This window comes from Meridianimarinicoccus aquatilis, assembly GCF_004358675.1.
Lineage (GTDB): Bacteria > Pseudomonadota > Alphaproteobacteria > Rhodobacterales > Rhodobacteraceae > Meridianimarinicoccus > Meridianimarinicoccus aquatilis.
Genome location: NZ_SMZO01000025.1, coordinates 1 through 17,372, shown reverse-complemented (window position 1 = coordinate 17,372; position 17,372 = coordinate 1). Strand labels below are relative to the sequence as shown.

Below are 17,372 nucleotides of genomic sequence, written 5' to 3'. Positions count from 1 at the left end.
CTTGGTCGCGCTGGCTTTCAGCGCGACCCTTCCTGTCAGCGCTCTTGCGGATGGGCGCGGCTATGTCTCTGTTTTCGCCGGGCAGATGACTGACAATGAATGGGGCGAATTGTTCGACAACTGGGGCGCGGTTCGTTGGCGCGATGCCACTCAAGTTGGGGCAAATGCAGGGCATGAATGGTCGCTGGGCCGGTTCGGGTTCATTGGGGCCGAACTTCAGGCGCTTCGGCATTTTGGCGAGCAGACCCATTTCGAAATCACGACACCAATATTCCTGCGGACCCCGCGCCCGCGCCATGTTGCGCTGCCGTCGCTGGCCTATGGTCTTGGCTTGTCGTATGCGACCGAACCGTCCAAGACCGAAATCGCGCGCACCGGTGAGAGCACCGAATTGCTGGCCCATTGGTTTTTCGAGCTAGAATTCGGCAATGACGACACACATGTGCGGCCGTATCTGCGACTGCATCACCGATCCCATGCGTGGGAGACATTTGACGCGCGCACAGGGTCGAATGCTGTGCTTTTAGGGCTCCGTATGCCCTTGGGAAACAGCCCCCGCTGAGCGCGTCAAACTGTGGTAAAATTCTGCGTGGCGTTGTCGAGCACCTGCAATTCACCTGATGCGATATCGACCCAGACCCCGTGAAGGCTGAGATTGCCATTCTCGACAGCGTCGCGGACAAAGGGAAATGTGCTCAGGTTCTCAAGGGATACCAGAACAGTTTGCTGTTCCAGGGCTGTTTGCTGTGCTTCAGGCGTTTCGATGTCTTTCACCCGTTCGTACCCCGGACGGAGGATATCCAACCAACGCCCAACGAAACTTTCCGGCTTTTCGAGCTCTGGCGCATGTCCGCTGCACATGGTCCGGCAGCCTTCGACGCCGCCGCACATCGAGTGCCCCATCACGATAAGGTTGGTCACTTTCAGAACGTTGACGGCATATTCCACAGCCGCGGATGTGCCGTGGTGGTCCGTGTCGGGCGCATAAGGCGGGACAAGATTTGCGATATTTCTATGCATAAAGAACTCGCCCGGCCCCGCGCCGAACAATTGTGTGACATGGACCCGGCTGTCGCAACAACTGATCACCATGCAGCGTGGCCTCTGTCCTTCCGTGGCCAGGCGGCGGTACCAAACCTGGTTTTCGGAATAGTCGACAGCCTTCCAGCCACGATACCGCTGTAGCAGGTAGCCGGGCAGGGGTTTGGTCAGGTACGGAACGGTAACTTTGCTATTCATAGATCAAGGGATACGCGCAAACAGATTTTAATTCGAGGCAGTTTTCGCCGCAGGGGCAAGGTTTTGTTCAATCTGCCCTTTCTATGGTCACTGTCGGCGGGGGCACCCGTTTTCTAGTAAGGGGTGAGCATGATGCGTGTTCTGGAGTTTGATGAAACAGTCGGAGTCGACGCAGTGAGGTTGATGCGATTGTATCGGGATCATGGCGATCGCGAGGCGGACAGGTTGATCTGTGACGCGATGGAGGATCTTGCGCTTTCACTTGCGAGGATCGGCCGGGCACACCGGGCAGATGATCTAGAGGCCATCGCTGATTTGGCCGATGGTATGGTTGCCTTATGTGCGAGAATCGGGCTGCCAAAGCTCGCGCATGTTGCAGGTAGCGTTAGCATTTGCGCGCGCCGAACTGATGTTCCCGCCCTGCAAGCGACCTTGTCGCGCCTATCGCGCGTGGGAGATAGATCGCTTTCTGCCGTTTGGGACCCACAATATCACACTGTTTAGTGTGTCGGACCGTTCGTGACGTAAAATAGCTGTGCGCCCTCTTTTCGGCAGCAATGCCGGGGCCTAGGGTCGGGTGGTACTTCCGTTCCGCTTGAAAGGATCTCCATGCCTGTGACCTTCGTTCCCGACACGCCAGATGCGCGCGTTCTGCACCTTGTGGCGCCGGATGACTTGTCCCGCTGGCGTGACAGTTTGCCAAAGGCACAGCAGACTTGGGTTGAGGCCTCGGGGTTTTCAGCGACCGCTGGGGCGCTGTGTCTGTTGCCCGGAGAGACTGGCGAGGTTTCAGGGGCTGCCTTTGGTCTGGGTGATCGTACGGCGCAAGCCCGAACGCGCTTTGCGGTCGCGGCTGCAGTCGGGCAGTTGCCGGAGGGGCCTTGGCGGCTGTCCGGAACCCAGAATAGTGAAGATGCTGCAGAGCAGGCGCTGGGTTGGCTGTTGGCGGGCTACCGGTTCACGCAGTATGCCGGTGGCCCTCGCAAGATTGCGCAGTTGATCGCCCCCGAAGGTGTCGATGCTGCTCGGGTCGAAGCCATGGCCGCAGGTGAGGCGCTGACGCGCGATCTGATCAACACGCCCTCCAACGACATGGGGCCGGACGAGTTGGAACAAGCCGCCCGGGATCTGGCGGGGGACCATGGTGCGCAGATTGATGTGACCAAGGGGGATGATCTTCTGACAGCAGGTTTCCCGATGATCCACGCGGTGGGGCGCGCGTCGCCGCGAGAGCCGCGGTTGATTGATATGTCCTGGGGAAGCGCGGGGCCGACGCTGACTCTGGTTGGCAAAGGGGTCTGTTTTGATACGGGCGGACTGAACCTGAAGCCAGGCGGGTCCATGGGCCTTATGAAAAAAGATATGGGCGGAGCGGCAGCGGTGCTTGGGCTTGCCCACGCGATCATGTCGCTGAAATTGCCTTTCAAACTACGTGTGTTGATTCCCGCCGTAGAAAACGCGGTGTCCGGATCTGCGTTTCGGCCCGGCGACATTTTGCGCTCGCGCAAGGGACTCAGCGTTGAGATCAATAATACCGATGCCGAAGGTCGGCTGGTTCTTGCCGATGCACTGGCACTGGCGGATGAGACGCCGCCAGACCTTATGGTGTCCATGGCGACGCTGACAGGGGCCGCACGCGTTGCCGTTGGCCCGGATATCGCACCCTTCTTTACCCATGACGCGGGCACCGCATCAGCGCTTGCGGCAGCTGGGTCCGTGATCCGTGATCCGGTTTGGCAAATGCCCTTGCATGCGCCTTATGAACCGATGCTAGAGCCGGGCATTGCTGATTTGGACAATGCGCCAAGCGGCGGCTTCGCGGGATCGATCACGGCGGCGTTGTTTCTGAACCGGTTCGTGACTGATACGCCGCGCTACGTTCATTTCGATATCTATGGCTGGCAGCCCAGCCCGGCACCTGCGCGGCCCAAGGGGGGCGCGGGGCAAGGCGTGCGCGCAATCTTGCATGCGCTGCCGGGGCTGCTTGACGCCGGCGGTGCATGAGGTAGGCACGCTGCATAGCTCATGACAGGCGAATGCGATGACCGGACAGACCCAGACACACCCCGTGGCACAGGCCGTCGTACCGGTCGTGGATATTTTAGACAAACCTGAGGGCGCGCGTCAGCGTCAGATCCTGTATGGCGCTGTCGTCGACGTGACTGGCAGTCATGGTGAGTGGCGGCAAATTTCTGCCCGTCGTGATGGGTACACGGGTTTTGTCCGCGCCGATGATCTTGGCGCAGCCGTCGCGGCCACGCATCATGTCACGTCGCTTGCCACGCATCTGTACACGTCACCCGACATCAAATCGCCCGACCTTGCCAGTCTGTCCCTTGGTGCCGAGCTTGCCGTGGTTGCGGAAGCGGGCAGTTTTGGCCGGACGCATGCGGGATATTTCGTTCCGATGGCCCACATTGCGCCGATACGGCGGCGGTTTTCAGACCCGGTTGCTGTGGCGGATCTGTTCTTGGGTACGCCCTATTTGTGGGGTGGAAACAGCAGGCTGGGTTTGGATTGCTCAGGTCTGGTGCAAGCCGCGTGCCTTGCCTGCGGCATTGCCTGCCCGGGTGATAGCGGCCAACAGCAAGAAACCGCAGGAAACCCGGTTGCGGCAGATGCGCCTCTGGCAAGGGGGGATCTCGTATTTTGGCGCGGCCACGTGGCGATGGCGATTGATGATGCGACGCTGATCCATGCCAACGCTCATCACATGGCTGTTGTCTATGAAGGGGCGGAAGATGCGATCCGGCGCATTTCGGGGCAAGGCGGTGGGGCCGTCACGGGGCGCCGTCGCTTGGGCTGATAGCCGGGTTCTGCTACAGGTGGTTCGTTAGACGGGCCTGATCAGTTTACGCTCCAGCACCCGCATGACGGTGCGCAGATCATGCCCGCGGCGCAGGATCTGGCCGTCCATTGCGATTACTGCGTACATGCCCTGCCGGTTTCTCAACTTTGGAGTCTTCTCGATTCGATAGATCGGGTTTTCGGCCGTGCGGCGGAATACAGAAAATACGGCGCGGTCTTTCAGGCAGGAAATACCATAGTCCCGCCATTCGCCAGCAGCGACCATGCGGCCATAAAGCGTAAGGATCACAGACAGTTCTGTTCGGTGAAAAGACACCTGTTCAGGGGTGGATCCGGGCGAGGGAGACATGGAGGGCGGTTGCATTGTCATGCCCTGAGTGTGGGGCCGTCCAGAGGTGAAATCAAGCACTTCCAGAGGCTTGCAAGATAGCCGGTTTTTGCTGAAAAGCTGTGTCTAAACATTGGCATTTAGACCTCGGAAGCCCCTGATATTCATTAGTTAATTCTGCTATTGATGGTTTGTGGCGCGTTGCGTCATACCCCGGCGCCATATCAATTGCCCCCACATTTGCGGCGCCGGGGGTTGGGGGGGTAAACTGGGATCACCTTGCGGTGACTTGGCAAGATATGACGGCGGGCGGAAGAGGACGCCGCCCGCTGTGTCCTTGATCTTGATCCCGCATCATCTTTGAAATCTGCTGGATTTTTGCGGGGTGTGTATGCCGTTCAGGCGATATTGCGTTTCAGGCAAAGGCGCCCTGACAGAACCAGCCGCCCGGTATCGCCGCGCCATGCGCGTAATACAGCCATAACCGCGCCCCGCTGCCGGTTGTGACTTGCCAATAATCCCGCACGCCGTTGCGCCACAGCGGGTCGTCAAACCACCATTCTGGTGCGATACGTTCGGGGCCGATAACCTCAAGGCAGGCATGGTCTTGTCTGCGCCAGCGGAACCACGCAGGCGGCGGCCTGAGCACGTTTGGCACCCTGTAATCCTGGTGGGGTGCAAGGGTTTGAATGTTCTCTGCATCCAGAGTGGGGGAGGCTGCGGTTACTGGTGTGATCTGCTCGGCTTGCCAAACCAGCACCGGGCGCGGGGTTGGGGCCGGGGGCCAGTCCTGCGCCGCTTGCGACCAGCCTGCGGTCAGCGTAATCGCCGTTTTCTCTGGAATATGGCTGTCGCCGGGGTGCAACCGCGTCACGCCGGTGCTGCCCAGTCGCGCGCCCAACCGCCCTATCAGATCTTCTTGTGCGGCCAGCGGGCCGGTGCGCCGTGCGTGTGCAGCGGCGTCAATATGCCCGCGGTGCTGGCNGCAGGTACTTTCTGATGGTGTTGCGAGACAGCACGGTGCGCCAAGAATTCTCGCGGATTGGTATTTTGCCACGCAATGCCCAGCGGCTGATGACACTCAAAAATCCCATGTCGATCACTCCAAATCCCCCCGACCGAATCCGTCGGGGCAACGTTTTCACATGGGTCAATTCTCAGTGACGATTTGGAGGGCCACCGGGAAACTTCTCACAGGAAATCAACAGCATCCGTAAACGGAATGAGTTCTGCAATCACAAGCGCACGCATTCCGCGGGGGGTGAAAAGTCACCCGCTTAGATCTATCGCCAGCGAAATGAAACAATCCAACCAGATCAGCAGGTGCAAAGAGTAGCTGAATTTGCAGCAAATCCTGTCTTAAAATTGGGCCGTGGCTCACCTTCACTGGATCTGTGGGAAGTGCCGTCCGGGAAAACGGGCCCCACGGCCTTCAGCCGATTTGTGCAACACAGCCCTTCTTAGCCGCCGAACAGCGATTTGAGGACATTGGTGATTGCTCTTTCGGTATCGCGTACAATCCGGTCACCCGTATTCCCGAAGTCTTCCAGCGGGGCGGAGGTTCCGTTTGACGGCTGGCCATCGGACGAGCCGCCACCAGCGAGGCGATTGTCGCTTCCGTTCGAAGGTGGGTCCATCGGGAGTGGGGTAACGGGTAGACCGTCGTTCACGCGGACCATGGTTTCGCGCCAAATGTCGGCAGGCAACCCGCCACCCGTTGTGCCTGTCAGTGGCGTGTTGTCGTCATACCCCATCCAGACACCAACCACGTACTCGCCGGTAAACCCGACAAACCAGGCATCCCGTGCCGCTGACGTGGTGCCGGTCTTTCCGGCCGCAGGCCGCCCGTCAAGCTTGGCTCTTCGTCCGGTGCCCGATTCAATCACTTCGTGCATCATCCAGACCAATTGCCGTGCCGCACTTTGCGAGACGACGCGTTCACCGATGCCACCATCTTGCCCGATCAGCGCGCTCTCATCCCCCAGAAGTTTCAATTCAGTCAGGCCATATGGAGTAACCGAACTGCCACCGTTTAGGATGCCCGCATAGGCGGCCGTCATTTGCAAAAGCGTCGTTTCAGATGTGCCAAGCGCCATCGCCGGCACATTGTCGATTTTCGTGCTGATCCCGAAACCAGTCGCAACCGCGATAACCGCGTCGCGCCCAACGGCTTCTGACACTTTGACAGCAGGAATATTCAGGCTGTCGGCCAACGCTTCAGTCAGTGTGACGCGGCCCGCGAATTTGCGGGTGTAGTTTTGTGGGGACCACGGGCCAGAGCCGGGCACGTTTAGCGTCATCGGTTCGTCGACGACGATGCTGTTCGGGCTGTACCCCAGATCAAGTGCGGCCGCGTAGATGAAAGGTTTGAAGGCGGACCCTGTTTGCCGCAGCGCTTGCGTGGCGCGATTGAATTGGCCCGACACGCGTGTCTTGCGGCCCCCCACCATCGCCCGAACAGCGCCATCGGCACTCATCACGACGATCGCGGCCTGAGCTTTTGATCCTTCCCGGACCTTTTCGGCGAAAACGGTCTGCATCGCTCCTTCTGCGGCGCGTTGCAGGCGCGAATCGAAGGTGGTGCGGATCAGCACGTCTTCTGTTGTTTCGGATGCAAGGAAAGAAGGCACGCTTTCCATGACCCAATCGGCGAAATAGCCGCCGGCACGCGCCTCTGCGGCTTCTGACAACTGCGCGGGCGCGTTGCGGGCCTGCGTCGCCTCGGCCGCGGTCAAGTAGTCTTCCTGCTCCATCAGGCCGATGATGAGGCTGGCTCGCTCTTGCGAACGTTCAAGGTTGGACGTCGGCGCATAGCGGGTTGGTGCAACAAGAAGTCCCGCCAGCATTGCAGCCTCTGCTGGGTTCACTTCGGCGGCGGATTTGCCAAAATAGCGTTGCGCGGCGGCCTGAAACCCACGTGCTCCGGCGCCCAAATAGGCCCGGTTCATATAGATCGTCAGGATCTCATCCTTGGTGTAGCGCGCTTCCATCGCCAGTGCATAGATCGCTTCGCGGATCTTGCGGGCGAGCGAGCCACGTCGGCAATCTGCTTCGTACTCTGTCTCGCTTTTCCATTCCGAAGGATCATAGGGCGTTCCAAGGCACAGCAGTTTTGCTGTCTGCTGCGTGATAGTGGACCCACCGTGCCCGGACAACGCGCTGCGCCCCTCGGTCAGGTTGATGCGAATCGCACTTGCAACACCGCGCGGACTGACGCCGAAATGGCTGTAGAATCGCCTATCTTCTGTCGAGATGATCGCATTTTTGAGATGCGGTGACACGGTGTCTGTGGTGATCATCCCGCCAAACTGGTCGCCGCGCCATGCAAAGACTTCGCCCGTGTCGTCCATCATTGTGACAGACCCGCGGGCCCGCCCATCGATCAGCGCCGTCGCGTCTGGCAGCGTGTTATAGACAAACGCCACTGCACCCGCGACAACAACACCAAGCACGGCGCCGACGCGCCAGCCAATGGACCAAATCAGCCTTAGAATCCAACGAAACAACGCGCGGATTGGGCCAAAGAAACCACCGCCGCCAGACCGCTTTGTCCGGCGGGCAGGTTTGCGTACCCGCTTGGCGGCGGTCTTTGCCGATGACTTAACCGCAGGCGACTTGCCTGTTTTCGCGGCAGTTGATCGCTTGCGAGTCGCGGTTGACGCGGGGTAGCGCCGATCGGCCCGAAGCGGGCCCTTGCCCTTGCCTGTTCTGCTCATGACATGCCCTCTTTACGGGTATTTGTTGGGAACACTCTATCTCACCTCTGGCGGCATGTGGACCCACGATGCTGCGACTGCAAGATTTCAAACCGCCCAAAAAGTAATCTCAAAACACCAAATGTGCAAAAATTGTGCATAAAGGCGTGGATTCTGCCAGTTTCACATGCATGGCGTTCTTGTGAACCTCGGCGCGACCGGCGCTATTGGCGGCGTGAAGATATGCGGGGTGTTGACCAAAGGCATCCAGCCCAATGGAAGGGGAACAACGTGAAACTGATCATAGCAGCAATCAAGCCGTTCAAGCTCGAGGAGGTGCGCGAAGCTCTCACCGCCATCGGTGTGCGCGGCATGATGGTCACCGAGATCAAAGGCTTCGGTTCGCAGTCCGGCCATACCGAAATCTACCGTGGCGCCGAATACGCCGTGAATTTCGTGCCTAAGGTCAAACTGGAGATCGTCGTCAACGCCGCGATGGCAGACCAGGTCGTCGAGACCATTCAGACAACGGCCAAAACCGACAAGATCGGCGACGGCAAGATTTTCGTTTTGGACGTTGCGCAAGCTGTGCGCGTACGGACCGGCGAAACCAACGAAGACGCTCTGTAACTCCAGCGCGACCTGAGAAGGGGAAGAAACCTTATGAAAATGACTAAGACACTCCTGCTGGCAGCCGCTGTTACGGCTCTTCCGGCACTCGGTATGGCGCAGGAGGCGGAAGTTCCTGCCGCAGTGCCCACTGATGTAGTATTTATCCTTAACTCGTTGCTGTTCCTCGTGGGCGGCTTCCTCGTGTTCTTTATGGCTGCCGGTTTTGCCATGCTCGAAGCGGGCCTTGTGCGGTCCAAGAACGTGACCATGCAGTTGACAAAAAACGTCGCGCTGTTTTCGCTTGCCGCGATCTTCTACTACCTCATCGGTTACAATCTGATGTACCCGCTGGGCGACTGGGCCGTCGATGGCGTGTTCTCGGCACTGTTCCCTGCCGTTGGCGTGCTTGAAGCCGTTGGCGTTGATGCCGCCGGCGCAGATGATTACGGCTACGCGTCAACCGGGTCGGACTTCTTCTTCCAGTTGATGTTCTGTGCGGCGACCGCGTCCATCGTGTCGGGTGCTGTGGCTGAGCGCATCAAACTGTGGCCCTTCCTGATCTTCACCGTCATCCTGACATCCATCATCTATCCTTTGCAGGCATCGTGGTCCTGGGGCGGCGGCTTCCTGTCCGAAGCTGGTTTCTCTGACTTCGCGGGTTCGTCTATCGTGCACTCTGTCGGCGGCTGGGCTGCTTTGACCGGCGCGATCATCCTTGGGCCGCGCATCGGCAAGTACAAGAATGGTCAGGTCCACCCGATCCCCGGTTCGAACCTGGCGCTTGCCACACTCGGCATGTTCATTCTGTGGCTGGGTTGGTTCGGCTTCAACGGCGGCTCGCAGCTTGCCATGGGCTCTGTCGGGGATGTTGCCGACGTGTCGCGGATCTTCTCGAACACCAACGCCGCTGCGGCTGGTGGTGCTGTTGCCGCGCTGATCCTGACGCAGATCCTGTATCGCAAGCCTGACCTGACGATGATCCTGAACGGCGCGCTGGCAGGTCTTGTGTCGATCACAGCAGAACCACTGACCCCAGGCTTGGGGCAGGCGACCATCATTGGTGCCGTCGGTGGTGTGTTGGTTGTCTTCGCGGTTCCGCTGCTCGACAAGCTCAAGATCGACGATGTTGTTGGCGCAATCCCTGTGCACCTCGTTTGCGGTGTCTGGGGCACGCTGATCGTTGTCTGGACCAACTCTGATGCAACGCTTGGTGCGCAACTCTACGGTATCGGTGCGATCGGTGGCTTTACAATTGTCGCATCTGCCGTCGTCTGGTTGATCCTGAAGGGTGTGATGGGAATCCGCGTCAGCGAAGAAGACGAAGTGAATGGTCTCGACATGGCCGAGATGGGTATGGAAGCGTACCCTGAGTTCTCTAAGGGCTGATCTCCCTTCCAGTCAGCCTGAACCTGGCCCGGGCGTCTTTCGCCCGGGCTTTTTGCTGTCTGCTGCTTGGCCACATGCCCGTGCAGATCGAAGTCAAAGCCAATTGATTGAGGGCGTGTGGACACGCCATCGTGACGATGTGATGCACATCATTGAAGGGCGAGGTGCACGCGCGAAAAGACCGCCGAAAGCGGCGCGTCCGGTGTTCCGAAAGTGGAGATTCCATTCTCGCGCCGCGCTGTGGGCTTTGTGCGTGTGGCTTGGGCGGTAGGTATCAGGTGGTAGCTGCAGCGACCTTGATCGGGGCGCCTGTGGCCATGTCAGTCCCCGTATACGGTTTGCCAGCTGCCTTCCACGCTGCAAAGCCCCCTTCGAGATGCGCCACAGTCCCAAACCCAGCGGCGAGCGCGGCCCGTGCCACCTTTTCGGATCGGATGCCGGACCCACAGTGGAAGACAATGCGTTTGCCTGTCTGACTAGGCAGTTTGCTGGCGTCAAAGAAAGACAACGGCAGCAACAAGGCCCCGCCAATGTGTTCAAACATGAATTCTTGCGGCGTGCGGACGTCGATCAGCGCGACCTCGTTCGCATCAAAGGCGGCCTGTACTTCGTCCGGTGTCCAGGTTTCCAAAATGCCTTCTTCGGACTCTTCGCGTTTCATGGGTGCTTTAGCCTTTGGTCAATGGGGCTACGCATCCAATGAGGCGCAGCATCACATTCACATAAGGTTATGCATTGCGAACGCAAGGCGTATCAGCTGTTGCCGACTTCCAGATCGCCGAACATGCCCCACTCAGCCCAAGATCCATCGTACAGCGCGTGGTCGCTCTTGCCGATCCGCGTCAATGCGAGGTTGAGGATCGCCGCCGTCACCCCGGACCCGCAGGTGGTGATGATCGGCTTGGTCAAATCCACACCGCCAGCTTCAAATGCTGCACGCAGCGCGTCGGTGTCTTTCATGGTGCCATCGTCGTTCAGCAAGGTCGCGTAGTGCACATTGCGCGAGCCGGGAATATGACCGGCACGCAACCCTTCGCGGGGTTCTGGCACGCTGCCTGCAAAACGGTCTGGTGAGCGGGCATCAACGATCACTTGATCACCCAATTTGGCTGCACGCGCCACTTGGGTCACGTCGCGGACAAGCGCTGCCTGACGCTGAACGGTCATGTGACGGTCACGGATAACTGGTGGCAAATCTTCGGTTTCCCGCCCTTCGGCGCGCCATTTCGGCAATCCGCCATCCAGAACAGCGATATCTGTCTTGCCCATCAGTCTGAACAGCCACCAAACCCGTGCTGCCGAAAAAAGCCCGGCCGCGTCATAAACCACGACCTGATGACCGTCACCGACCCCGAGTTTGCGCAGGCGGGACATGAATTTCTCTACTGGCGGCGCCATATGCGGCAAATCCGACCGGTGGTCCGAGATATCGTCGATGTCAAAGAACCGGGCGCCGGGAATATGAACTGCATCATACTCGGCGCGCGCATCACGCCCCATGTCTGGCAGAAAATAAGACGCATCCAGCACCCGCAGGTCAGGGTCACGCATATGGGCGGCCAGCCAGTCAGTTGAAACCAGTGTCTTGGGGTCGCTGTTCGGCATTACGATCTCTTTTCGCTGGGGACGTAATTTTATTGCTAGACGGGTGCGCGCGTGTGCGCAAGCCTGAGAGGCTTGTCCGCGACCTTCAAGCCTCGTGGCGCATCAGGCGCGACTTCTGGCGCTGCCAGTCGCGTTTCGCTTCCGTGGCGCGTTTGTCGTGATTTTTCTTACCTTTGGCGATGCCAAGTTTGATTTTGGCGATGCCCTTGTGGTTGAAATACAAAACAAGTGGCACCAGCGTCATGCCTTCGCGTTGTGTCGCGGCCCAAAGCTTTGACAATTCCTTGGCATTGACCAGAAGCTTGCGCCTGCGGCGTTCTTCGTGGCCCCACGTCTTGGCTTGCTTGTAAGGCGCAATATAGCTGTTCACGAGCCACAGTTCGCCCTGTTCAACAGCTGCATAACTGTCGGCTATGTTCGAGCCGCCAACCCGAAGTGATTTCACTTCGGATCCTAACAGCATCACGCCGCATTCGATGTCGCTTTCGATTGCGTAATCATACCGCGCACGCCGGTTTTCCGCGACGACCTTGTAATTCGGATTCTGTTTTTCTTTTGCCATGACGGGCAAGACATAGTGGCTTGTGAGCCCCGCGCCAAGCCGCGATCAGCGGTTTGGGGGCAAGTCTACTGTTCCAAGCCATGGTTTGATGTCCACCACGGGTGTGCGGTCGAACGCATCTATGGCGTCGATCCCGATCACACCGGCGCCTTGGTCAAGTGAAGTGATCAAGACGGTCGACATCGCCATTGGATTTGGCCTGCGGGGCGAGCGTAATGCAAAGGTGCCGCATGGTCCATCGGCATGGCGCGGGGCCTGTACGATCAGATCGCGCCGCCCCAGATGCATCCAATAGGTGACAATCAACGGCTGCCCGACCTTCAGGCCCAAAAGCCCGTCGCCAAACCCGTCTGCGAGTTCGATGCGCGCGTCTTGTCCGGTCGCGCGGGCTTTGCCGATATTTTTCGGGGTTTCGGTGTCCGGCCCCCAAGGGGACCGGATATGCCCGATAAAGCAGACCGAAGCATCGGCGCGTGCGCCCGGATCAAAGGCCAGGGTCTGTTCGCCGGGGCGCAGCGTATCGCCCATCAGATCAGGCCGGCATGAGCCAGTGCAGCATCAATCCGCGACTTGACCGGGTCTGTCAGGCCAACCAGAGGAAGCCGCACATCTTCGCTGCACAAGCCCAGTTTGCTGAGCGCATATTTTGCGCCCGCAACGCCGGGCTCAAGAAAGATCGCTTCGTGCAGTGGCATCAACCGGTCTTGCAGAGCCAGCGCTCCGGCATAGTCACCAGCCAGTGTTGCCTCTTGGAACTGGGCGCACAGTTTCGGCGCGACATTTGCCGTGACCGAAATGCACCCGACGCCGCCATGGGCATTGAACCCAAGCGCTGTGGCATCTTCGCCGGACAGTTGGATGAAATCGCTGCCGCAGGCCATACGCTGCTGGCTGACCCGTGCCAGATCGCCGGTCGCGTCCTTGACGCCAATGATCCGCGGGAGGGCCGCAAGTGCCGCCATCGTTGCTGGGACCATATCCACCACGGACCGGCCCGGAATGTTATAGATGATGATCGGCAACTCGCAGCAATCGTGCAGCGCGGTGAAATGCGCGATCAGCCCAGCTTGCGTTGGCTTGTTATAATAGGGCGTCACAACCAGCGCGGCGTCTGCGCCAACCTCGGCCGCGTGTTGCATGAGGCCGATGCCTTCAGCGGTGTTGTTCGATCCGGCGCCTGCGATCACTGGAATGCGGCCTGCCGCAGCGGCAACCACAGTTTCGATGACCTGTTGGTGTTCAACATGGCTGAGCGTCGGGCTTTCCCCGGTGGTGCCCACGGGAACAAGCCCGTGCGAGCCTTGTTCAATGTGCCATTCGACCAACTGTTTCAGCTTGTCATGATCCACCGCACCGTTCTTGAACGGGGTGACCAGGGCTGGAAAGGACCCTTTAAACATGACACGCTCCTTAATTGTAGTGGCCTTTGGGATGTGGCCTAGTCTGTTGTAAGTTGACGCACCGGGGCAACCCGGGCGACCCGGTGGCACATACATGGACGCGCGGGAATTGCCAAGATCGCCCACACGTGCCGGGATTTTGAGTTGCACCGCGCGGCAGGCTTGCTACGTCTCGCGCCTAGGGGACTGTCACAGGTGACAACGGGGAATGCGATGCGCAATTGGCTGAAAATCGGCGTGGCTCTACTGGCGATAGGCGGAAGCCCTGCGCAGGCGGACCTGTCTGCGGCCATGGGCCATGTGCGTGCGGGTGATTGGTCGGCGGCATTGGCAGCCGCACAGCGCGGCGGCGAGATCCCGGTTGCGGTGGCGCAATGGCACCGGCTCAGGTCGGGCCAAGGCACGTTGGACGAGTACCTGGCATTCCTGCGCGCGTACCCGGATTGGCCGGGCTTGCCGTTGTTGGTGCGCCGTGGCGAACAGGCGATTGCGCCGTCAGCCCCAGCGCGAGATGTCATTGAGTTTTTCTCGTATCATTTGCCGCAAACACCTGACGGCGTACTGCGTCTGTCCAATGCGCTGACGCAGACCGACCGGAGCGCGGATGCAGATGCGCTTGCTGTGCTTGCGTGGCGGTCCATGACGCTCAATACGGAAGCGGAAAATGTTCTGATGTCGCGCCATGGTCCGGCGCTGGCCGATCACCAAATTGCCCGGATGGACGACCTTTTGTGGCGCGGTGAGCTTGAGGCCGCGGCGCGTCAGCGCCCGCGCGTTCCCGAAGAATGGCGGTTGCTGCACGATGCTCGCGCGGCTCTACGCAACGATGCACCGGGTGTTGACAGCCGGATTGCGGCCGTGCCTGACGGGCTGTCCGATGATCCGGGCCTTGCCTTCGAACGGATGCAGTGGCGTGCCCGCAAGGGCCGCGATGCCGGCGTGATCGAAATTCTGCTGGACCGCTCGATTTCTGCGGACCGACTTGGACGACCCGAAGCTTGGGGGCCGCGTCGCAGGCTTGTGGCGCGCACCCTGTTCGGGGACGGAAAAACGCGCGAGGCGTATCTGGTCGCGTCCCAAAACTATCTGACAGAGGGCGCAAATTTCGCTGATCTGGAATGGTTGTCAGGGTATTTGGCTTTGACCAAGCTGGACAGCCCTGCCGCCGCTCTGGCACATTTCCGGCGGTTCCGCGCGGGGGTTTCCAGCCCGATCAGCCTTGGCCGTGCCGGGTATTGGGAAGGGCGCGCCCACGAGGCGTTGGGCCAAACGGCGGAAGCGGCCGCAGCCTATGCCTTTGGCGCTGAATTCCAGACCAGCTTTTATGGCCAGCTGGCGGCTGAACGCGGCGGAGTGCCCATGGACCCGCGATTGACGGGCTTTGAAACATTCCCGGTGTCGCGCGAAAGTTCGATCGCCGCGTCGAGCGTTTACAAAGCAGGGGTGGCCCTGAACGCGATCGGGGATTTGACCCTTGCGGGACGGTTCTTTGCGCATATGGCCGAGTCGATGGACAGAGGGGACATTGGCAGACTTCTGACGCTGACAGAGCAGTTGGGCGAGCCGTATATCCAGCTTGTGATCGCTAAACGTGCTGCAGACCAAGGCCACACGTTCCACCGCGACTATTTTCCGCTTGAAGAGATTTCAGTGGATGGGCGCGCGGGCGTCAGTCCCGAGCTTGCTCTCGCCATTGCCCGGCGCGAAAGCGAATTCAATCCGACAGTGGTCAGCCCGGCAGGGGCGCGCGGATTGATGCAGGTCATGCCGGGCACGGCTGCTGACGTGTCGCGCGACCTTGGCATAACCTATTCCCTGCCTCGCCTCGGCACCGATCCAGTATACAACGCGCGGCTTGGAACGGCTTATCTGCAAGGGTTGATCGAAGAATTCGGCAACAACCCGATTCTGGTCGCGGCGGGGTATAACGCGGGGCCTGCGCGGGCGCGGCAGTGGATGCGCGACTTGGGCGATCCGCGCAGCAGCAGCGTTGATGTTGTGGCGTGGGTTGAGGCGATTCCCTATCGCGAAACCAGGAATTACGTGATGCGTGTGTCAGAAAGCCTTGCGCCATATCGGGCGCGACTGTCCGGGCAAACCGAAGCGCTGCGTTTGTCCAAAGAGCTTGCCGGTAGATAATTTGGTGTTGGAAAGGGGCCGTTAGCCCAGACGGCCAAGGGTCATATGACGCTTGCGCCCAAATCCAGGCACTTTGCTGACGGAAAAGCCCGCAGCCTCTAACCCGCGGCGTACCACGCCCGCGGCGGTATAAGTGGCAAGCGTGCCGCCGGGAACAGTGTGCAGCGCCACATCGGTCAGCAGTGGAGCTTCCCACAGCTCTGGATTTCGCGCCGGAGCAAATCCATCAAGATACCACGCATCCGCCACACCATCCCAACGCGACAAGGTTTCACGGGCATCCCCAATTATGATCTGGGCATTTAAGTCATCGGCTTTGAATTGCGTTTCCCCAGCTTCCCAGGCTGCCAGGAATGGCTCTGCCACGGCGCGAATTTCGGGGAAGGCTTGCAAGGCCAGCGAAATCTCTTCTGCAAGCAGCGGATAGGCTTCGAAGCCGGTATAGCACAGAACGCCGGGCGTTCCTGCTTCTCGCCAGGCCAAGAGAGTCGCAAACAGGTTCAGACCGGTCCCGAAGCCAAGTTCGGCAATGTGAAAGCCGGGTCGAAACCTTTCGGGTAGATCGTTCCCTGCAAGAAAAACATGGCGTGTTTCTGCCAACCCGTCTTCGAGCGAATAATAGGGATCGTCGAACTTTCTTGAGACGGGAACATGATCGTCTCGCCACTGGATTTCGACTGTTTCGGCTGTCATACCTGACGCTTCCTGTTCATGGTGCCGCGCTGTCCGATCAGGACTGAAACTACGGCATACATACAAGTGTCATTATAAAGATATCAGAAGGATGTATCTACCTTGGTTCAGCCTGATGTGACGATCCGCGGCGCTGGCATCTTTGGACTCGCCGTGGCGCATGCCTGCGCGGGGCAGGGCGCGCGTGTTCGGGTGGTCGATCCGAACGGTATTGGTGCCGGATCTTCAGGCGGGATCGTCGGTGCGCTTGCCCCGCACACGCCCGAAAATTGGAATGCAAAGAAGGCGTTTCAGTTTGAAAGTCTTAGGTTGGCAGAAGCATGGTGGGCCAACGTGACCAAGGTGTCTGGCCTCTCGGCGGGATATGCAAGGTTGGGACGCCTGCAGCCTTTGGCAGATGAGCGGGCTGTTGTTTTGGCCAGGTCACGGGCTGAAAATGCAGCAACCCTTTGGCAGAGTTTCGCTCATTGGACGTTGCTTCAAAGCAGCGAGGCTGGCGATTGGGCACCGCACAGCCCATCTGGATGGTTGGTACGCGATACATTGACCGCGCGACTACACCCGGCGCAGGCCTGCCGCGCCCTTGCTGCATCTGTTGTCGCGCAAGGGGGCGAAATTGTGACCGAAGCCGACCGTGTCGGGCCCGAGGTTTGGGCAACCGGCTACGAGGGCTTGGCGCACCTGTCAGTGGACCTCGGGCGGTCAGTCGGTGCCGGTGTCAAAGGTCAAGCCATATTGCTGGACTTGGACAGACGCGGCGAACCCCAGCTTTTTGCAGACGGATTGCACATCGTCCCGCATCAAGACGGCACAGTTGCCATTGGATCAACCAGCGAACGTGATTTCACGGATCCGACGAGTACAGACGCACAGCTTGATGACATATTGGCCCGTGCAATCGCGGC

18 protein-coding genes are annotated in these 17,372 nt (G+C 59.5%); 8 read left to right on the top strand and 10 right to left on the bottom strand.

Annotated features, from left to right (window positions below; genetic code table 11):
* Position 1 precedes the first annotated feature (1 nt).
* Positions 2-562, top strand: coding sequence for an acyloxyacyl hydrolase (locus tag E2L05_RS11855; RefSeq protein WP_133343126.1), 561 nt, complete (start codon positions 2-4; stop codon positions 560-562).
* A gap of 5 nt (positions 563-567) precedes the next feature.
* Here the strand turns inward: E2L05_RS11855 and E2L05_RS11850 are convergent, their stop codons facing one another.
* Positions 568-1,239 (bottom strand): carbonic anhydrase, encoded by a 672-nt coding sequence (locus tag E2L05_RS11850; RefSeq protein ID WP_133343125.1) that lies wholly within the window; start codon positions 1,237-1,239, stop codon positions 568-570.
* A gap of 129 nt (positions 1,240-1,368) precedes the next feature.
* Between E2L05_RS11850 and E2L05_RS11845 the strand changes: the two genes are divergently transcribed.
* The 3 genes from E2L05_RS11845 (at position 1,369) to E2L05_RS11835 (ending at position 4,045) form a co-directional block, all read left to right on the top strand.
* Positions 1,369-1,743: a hypothetical protein gene (locus E2L05_RS11845; RefSeq protein ID WP_133343124.1), complete on the top strand. Its 375-nt coding sequence runs from the start codon at positions 1,369-1,371 to the stop codon at positions 1,741-1,743.
* A 105-nt stretch (positions 1,744-1,848) separates the two neighbouring features.
* Entirely contained in the window at positions 1,849-3,243 is a 1,395-nt protein-coding gene (locus E2L05_RS11840; protein ID WP_133343123.1) for a leucyl aminopeptidase family protein, read from the top strand.
* Positions 3,244-3,280: 37 nt separating this feature from the next.
* On the top strand, positions 3,281-4,045 hold the full coding sequence (locus tag E2L05_RS11835; RefSeq protein WP_133343122.1) for a C40 family peptidase: 765 nt from the start codon (positions 3,281-3,283) through the stop codon (positions 4,043-4,045).
* Positions 4,046-4,072: 27 nt separating this feature from the next.
* Here the strand turns inward: E2L05_RS11835 and E2L05_RS11830 are convergent, their stop codons facing one another.
* From E2L05_RS11830 to E2L05_RS11820, 3 genes are all read right to left on the bottom strand, one after another.
* Positions 4,073-4,417, bottom strand: a complete 345-nt coding sequence (locus tag E2L05_RS11830) for a DUF2794 domain-containing protein (RefSeq protein ID WP_133343121.1) — start codon at positions 4,415-4,417, stop codon at positions 4,073-4,075.
* Positions 4,418-4,790: 373 nt separating this feature from the next.
* A complete protein-coding gene (locus E2L05_RS11825) occupies positions 4,791-5,249 on the bottom strand; it encodes a hypothetical protein (RefSeq protein ID WP_208016253.1) in 459 nt (152 codons plus the stop codon).
* Between the two features lie 586 nt (positions 5,250-5,835).
* On the bottom strand, positions 5,836-8,091 hold the full coding sequence (locus E2L05_RS11820; protein ID WP_133343119.1) for a transglycosylase domain-containing protein: 2,256 nt from the start codon (positions 8,089-8,091) through the stop codon (positions 5,836-5,838).
* Positions 8,092-8,361: 270 nt separating this feature from the next.
* Here E2L05_RS11820 and E2L05_RS11815 point away from each other — a divergent pair, with 270 nt between their 5' ends.
* Positions 8,362-8,700, top strand: a complete 339-nt coding sequence (locus E2L05_RS11815; protein ID WP_133343118.1) for a P-II family nitrogen regulator — start codon at positions 8,362-8,364, stop codon at positions 8,698-8,700.
* Between the two features lie 33 nt (positions 8,701-8,733).
* Complete coding sequence (locus E2L05_RS11810; protein ID WP_133343117.1) at positions 8,734-10,068, top strand: ammonium transporter; 1,335 nt, start codon at positions 8,734-8,736, stop codon at positions 10,066-10,068.
* 274 nt (positions 10,069-10,342) lie between these two features.
* On the opposite strand, the gene E2L05_RS11805 is transcribed toward E2L05_RS11810, so the two are convergent.
* The 5 genes from E2L05_RS11805 to dapA all read right to left on the bottom strand — a co-directional run bounded on the left by E2L05_RS11805 (position 10,343) and on the right by dapA (position 13,635).
* The gene (locus E2L05_RS11805) at positions 10,343-10,729 is read right to left on the bottom strand and encodes a rhodanese-like domain-containing protein (protein ID WP_133343116.1); all 387 of its coding nucleotides are present in this window, start codon (positions 10,727-10,729) and stop codon (positions 10,343-10,345) included.
* A gap of 92 nt (positions 10,730-10,821) precedes the next feature.
* Complete coding sequence (gene sseA / locus E2L05_RS11800; protein ID WP_133343115.1) at positions 10,822-11,673, bottom strand: 3-mercaptopyruvate sulfurtransferase; 852 nt, start codon at positions 11,671-11,673, stop codon at positions 10,822-10,824.
* Between the two features lie 85 nt (positions 11,674-11,758).
* Positions 11,759-12,235: an SsrA-binding protein SmpB gene (smpB, locus tag E2L05_RS11795; RefSeq protein WP_133343114.1), complete on the bottom strand. Its 477-nt coding sequence runs from the start codon at positions 12,233-12,235 to the stop codon at positions 11,759-11,761.
* Between the two features lie 45 nt (positions 12,236-12,280).
* Positions 12,281-12,763 (bottom strand): TrmO family methyltransferase domain-containing protein, encoded by a 483-nt coding sequence (locus E2L05_RS11790; RefSeq protein WP_133343113.1) that lies wholly within the window; start codon positions 12,761-12,763, stop codon positions 12,281-12,283.
* Complete coding sequence (dapA, locus tag E2L05_RS11785) at positions 12,763-13,635, bottom strand: 4-hydroxy-tetrahydrodipicolinate synthase (RefSeq protein ID WP_133343112.1); 873 nt, start codon at positions 13,633-13,635, stop codon at positions 12,763-12,765. The genes E2L05_RS11790 and dapA overlap by 1 nt, the downstream gene beginning before the upstream one ends.
* Positions 13,636-13,848: 213 nt before the next feature.
* On the opposite strand from dapA, the gene E2L05_RS11780 reads away from it, so the two are divergent.
* Positions 13,849-15,774 carry a lytic transglycosylase domain-containing protein gene (locus E2L05_RS11780; protein WP_165971747.1) on the top strand — a complete coding sequence of 642 codons (1,926 nt, stop codon included), beginning with the start codon at positions 13,849-13,851 and terminating at the stop codon, positions 15,772-15,774.
* 21 nt (positions 15,775-15,795) lie between these two features.
* Here E2L05_RS11780 and mnmD read toward each other — a convergent pair whose 3' ends face one another.
* Positions 15,796-16,467 (bottom strand): tRNA (5-methylaminomethyl-2-thiouridine)(34)-methyltransferase MnmD, encoded by a 672-nt coding sequence (mnmD, locus tag E2L05_RS11775; RefSeq protein ID WP_133343110.1) that lies wholly within the window; start codon positions 16,465-16,467, stop codon positions 15,796-15,798.
* A 102-nt stretch (positions 16,468-16,569) separates the two neighbouring features.
* Between mnmD and E2L05_RS11770 the strand changes: the two genes are divergently transcribed.
* Positions 16,570-17,372: NAD(P)/FAD-dependent oxidoreductase (locus tag E2L05_RS11770; RefSeq protein WP_133343109.1), on the top strand; the 803-nt coding region annotated here is incomplete at its 3' end.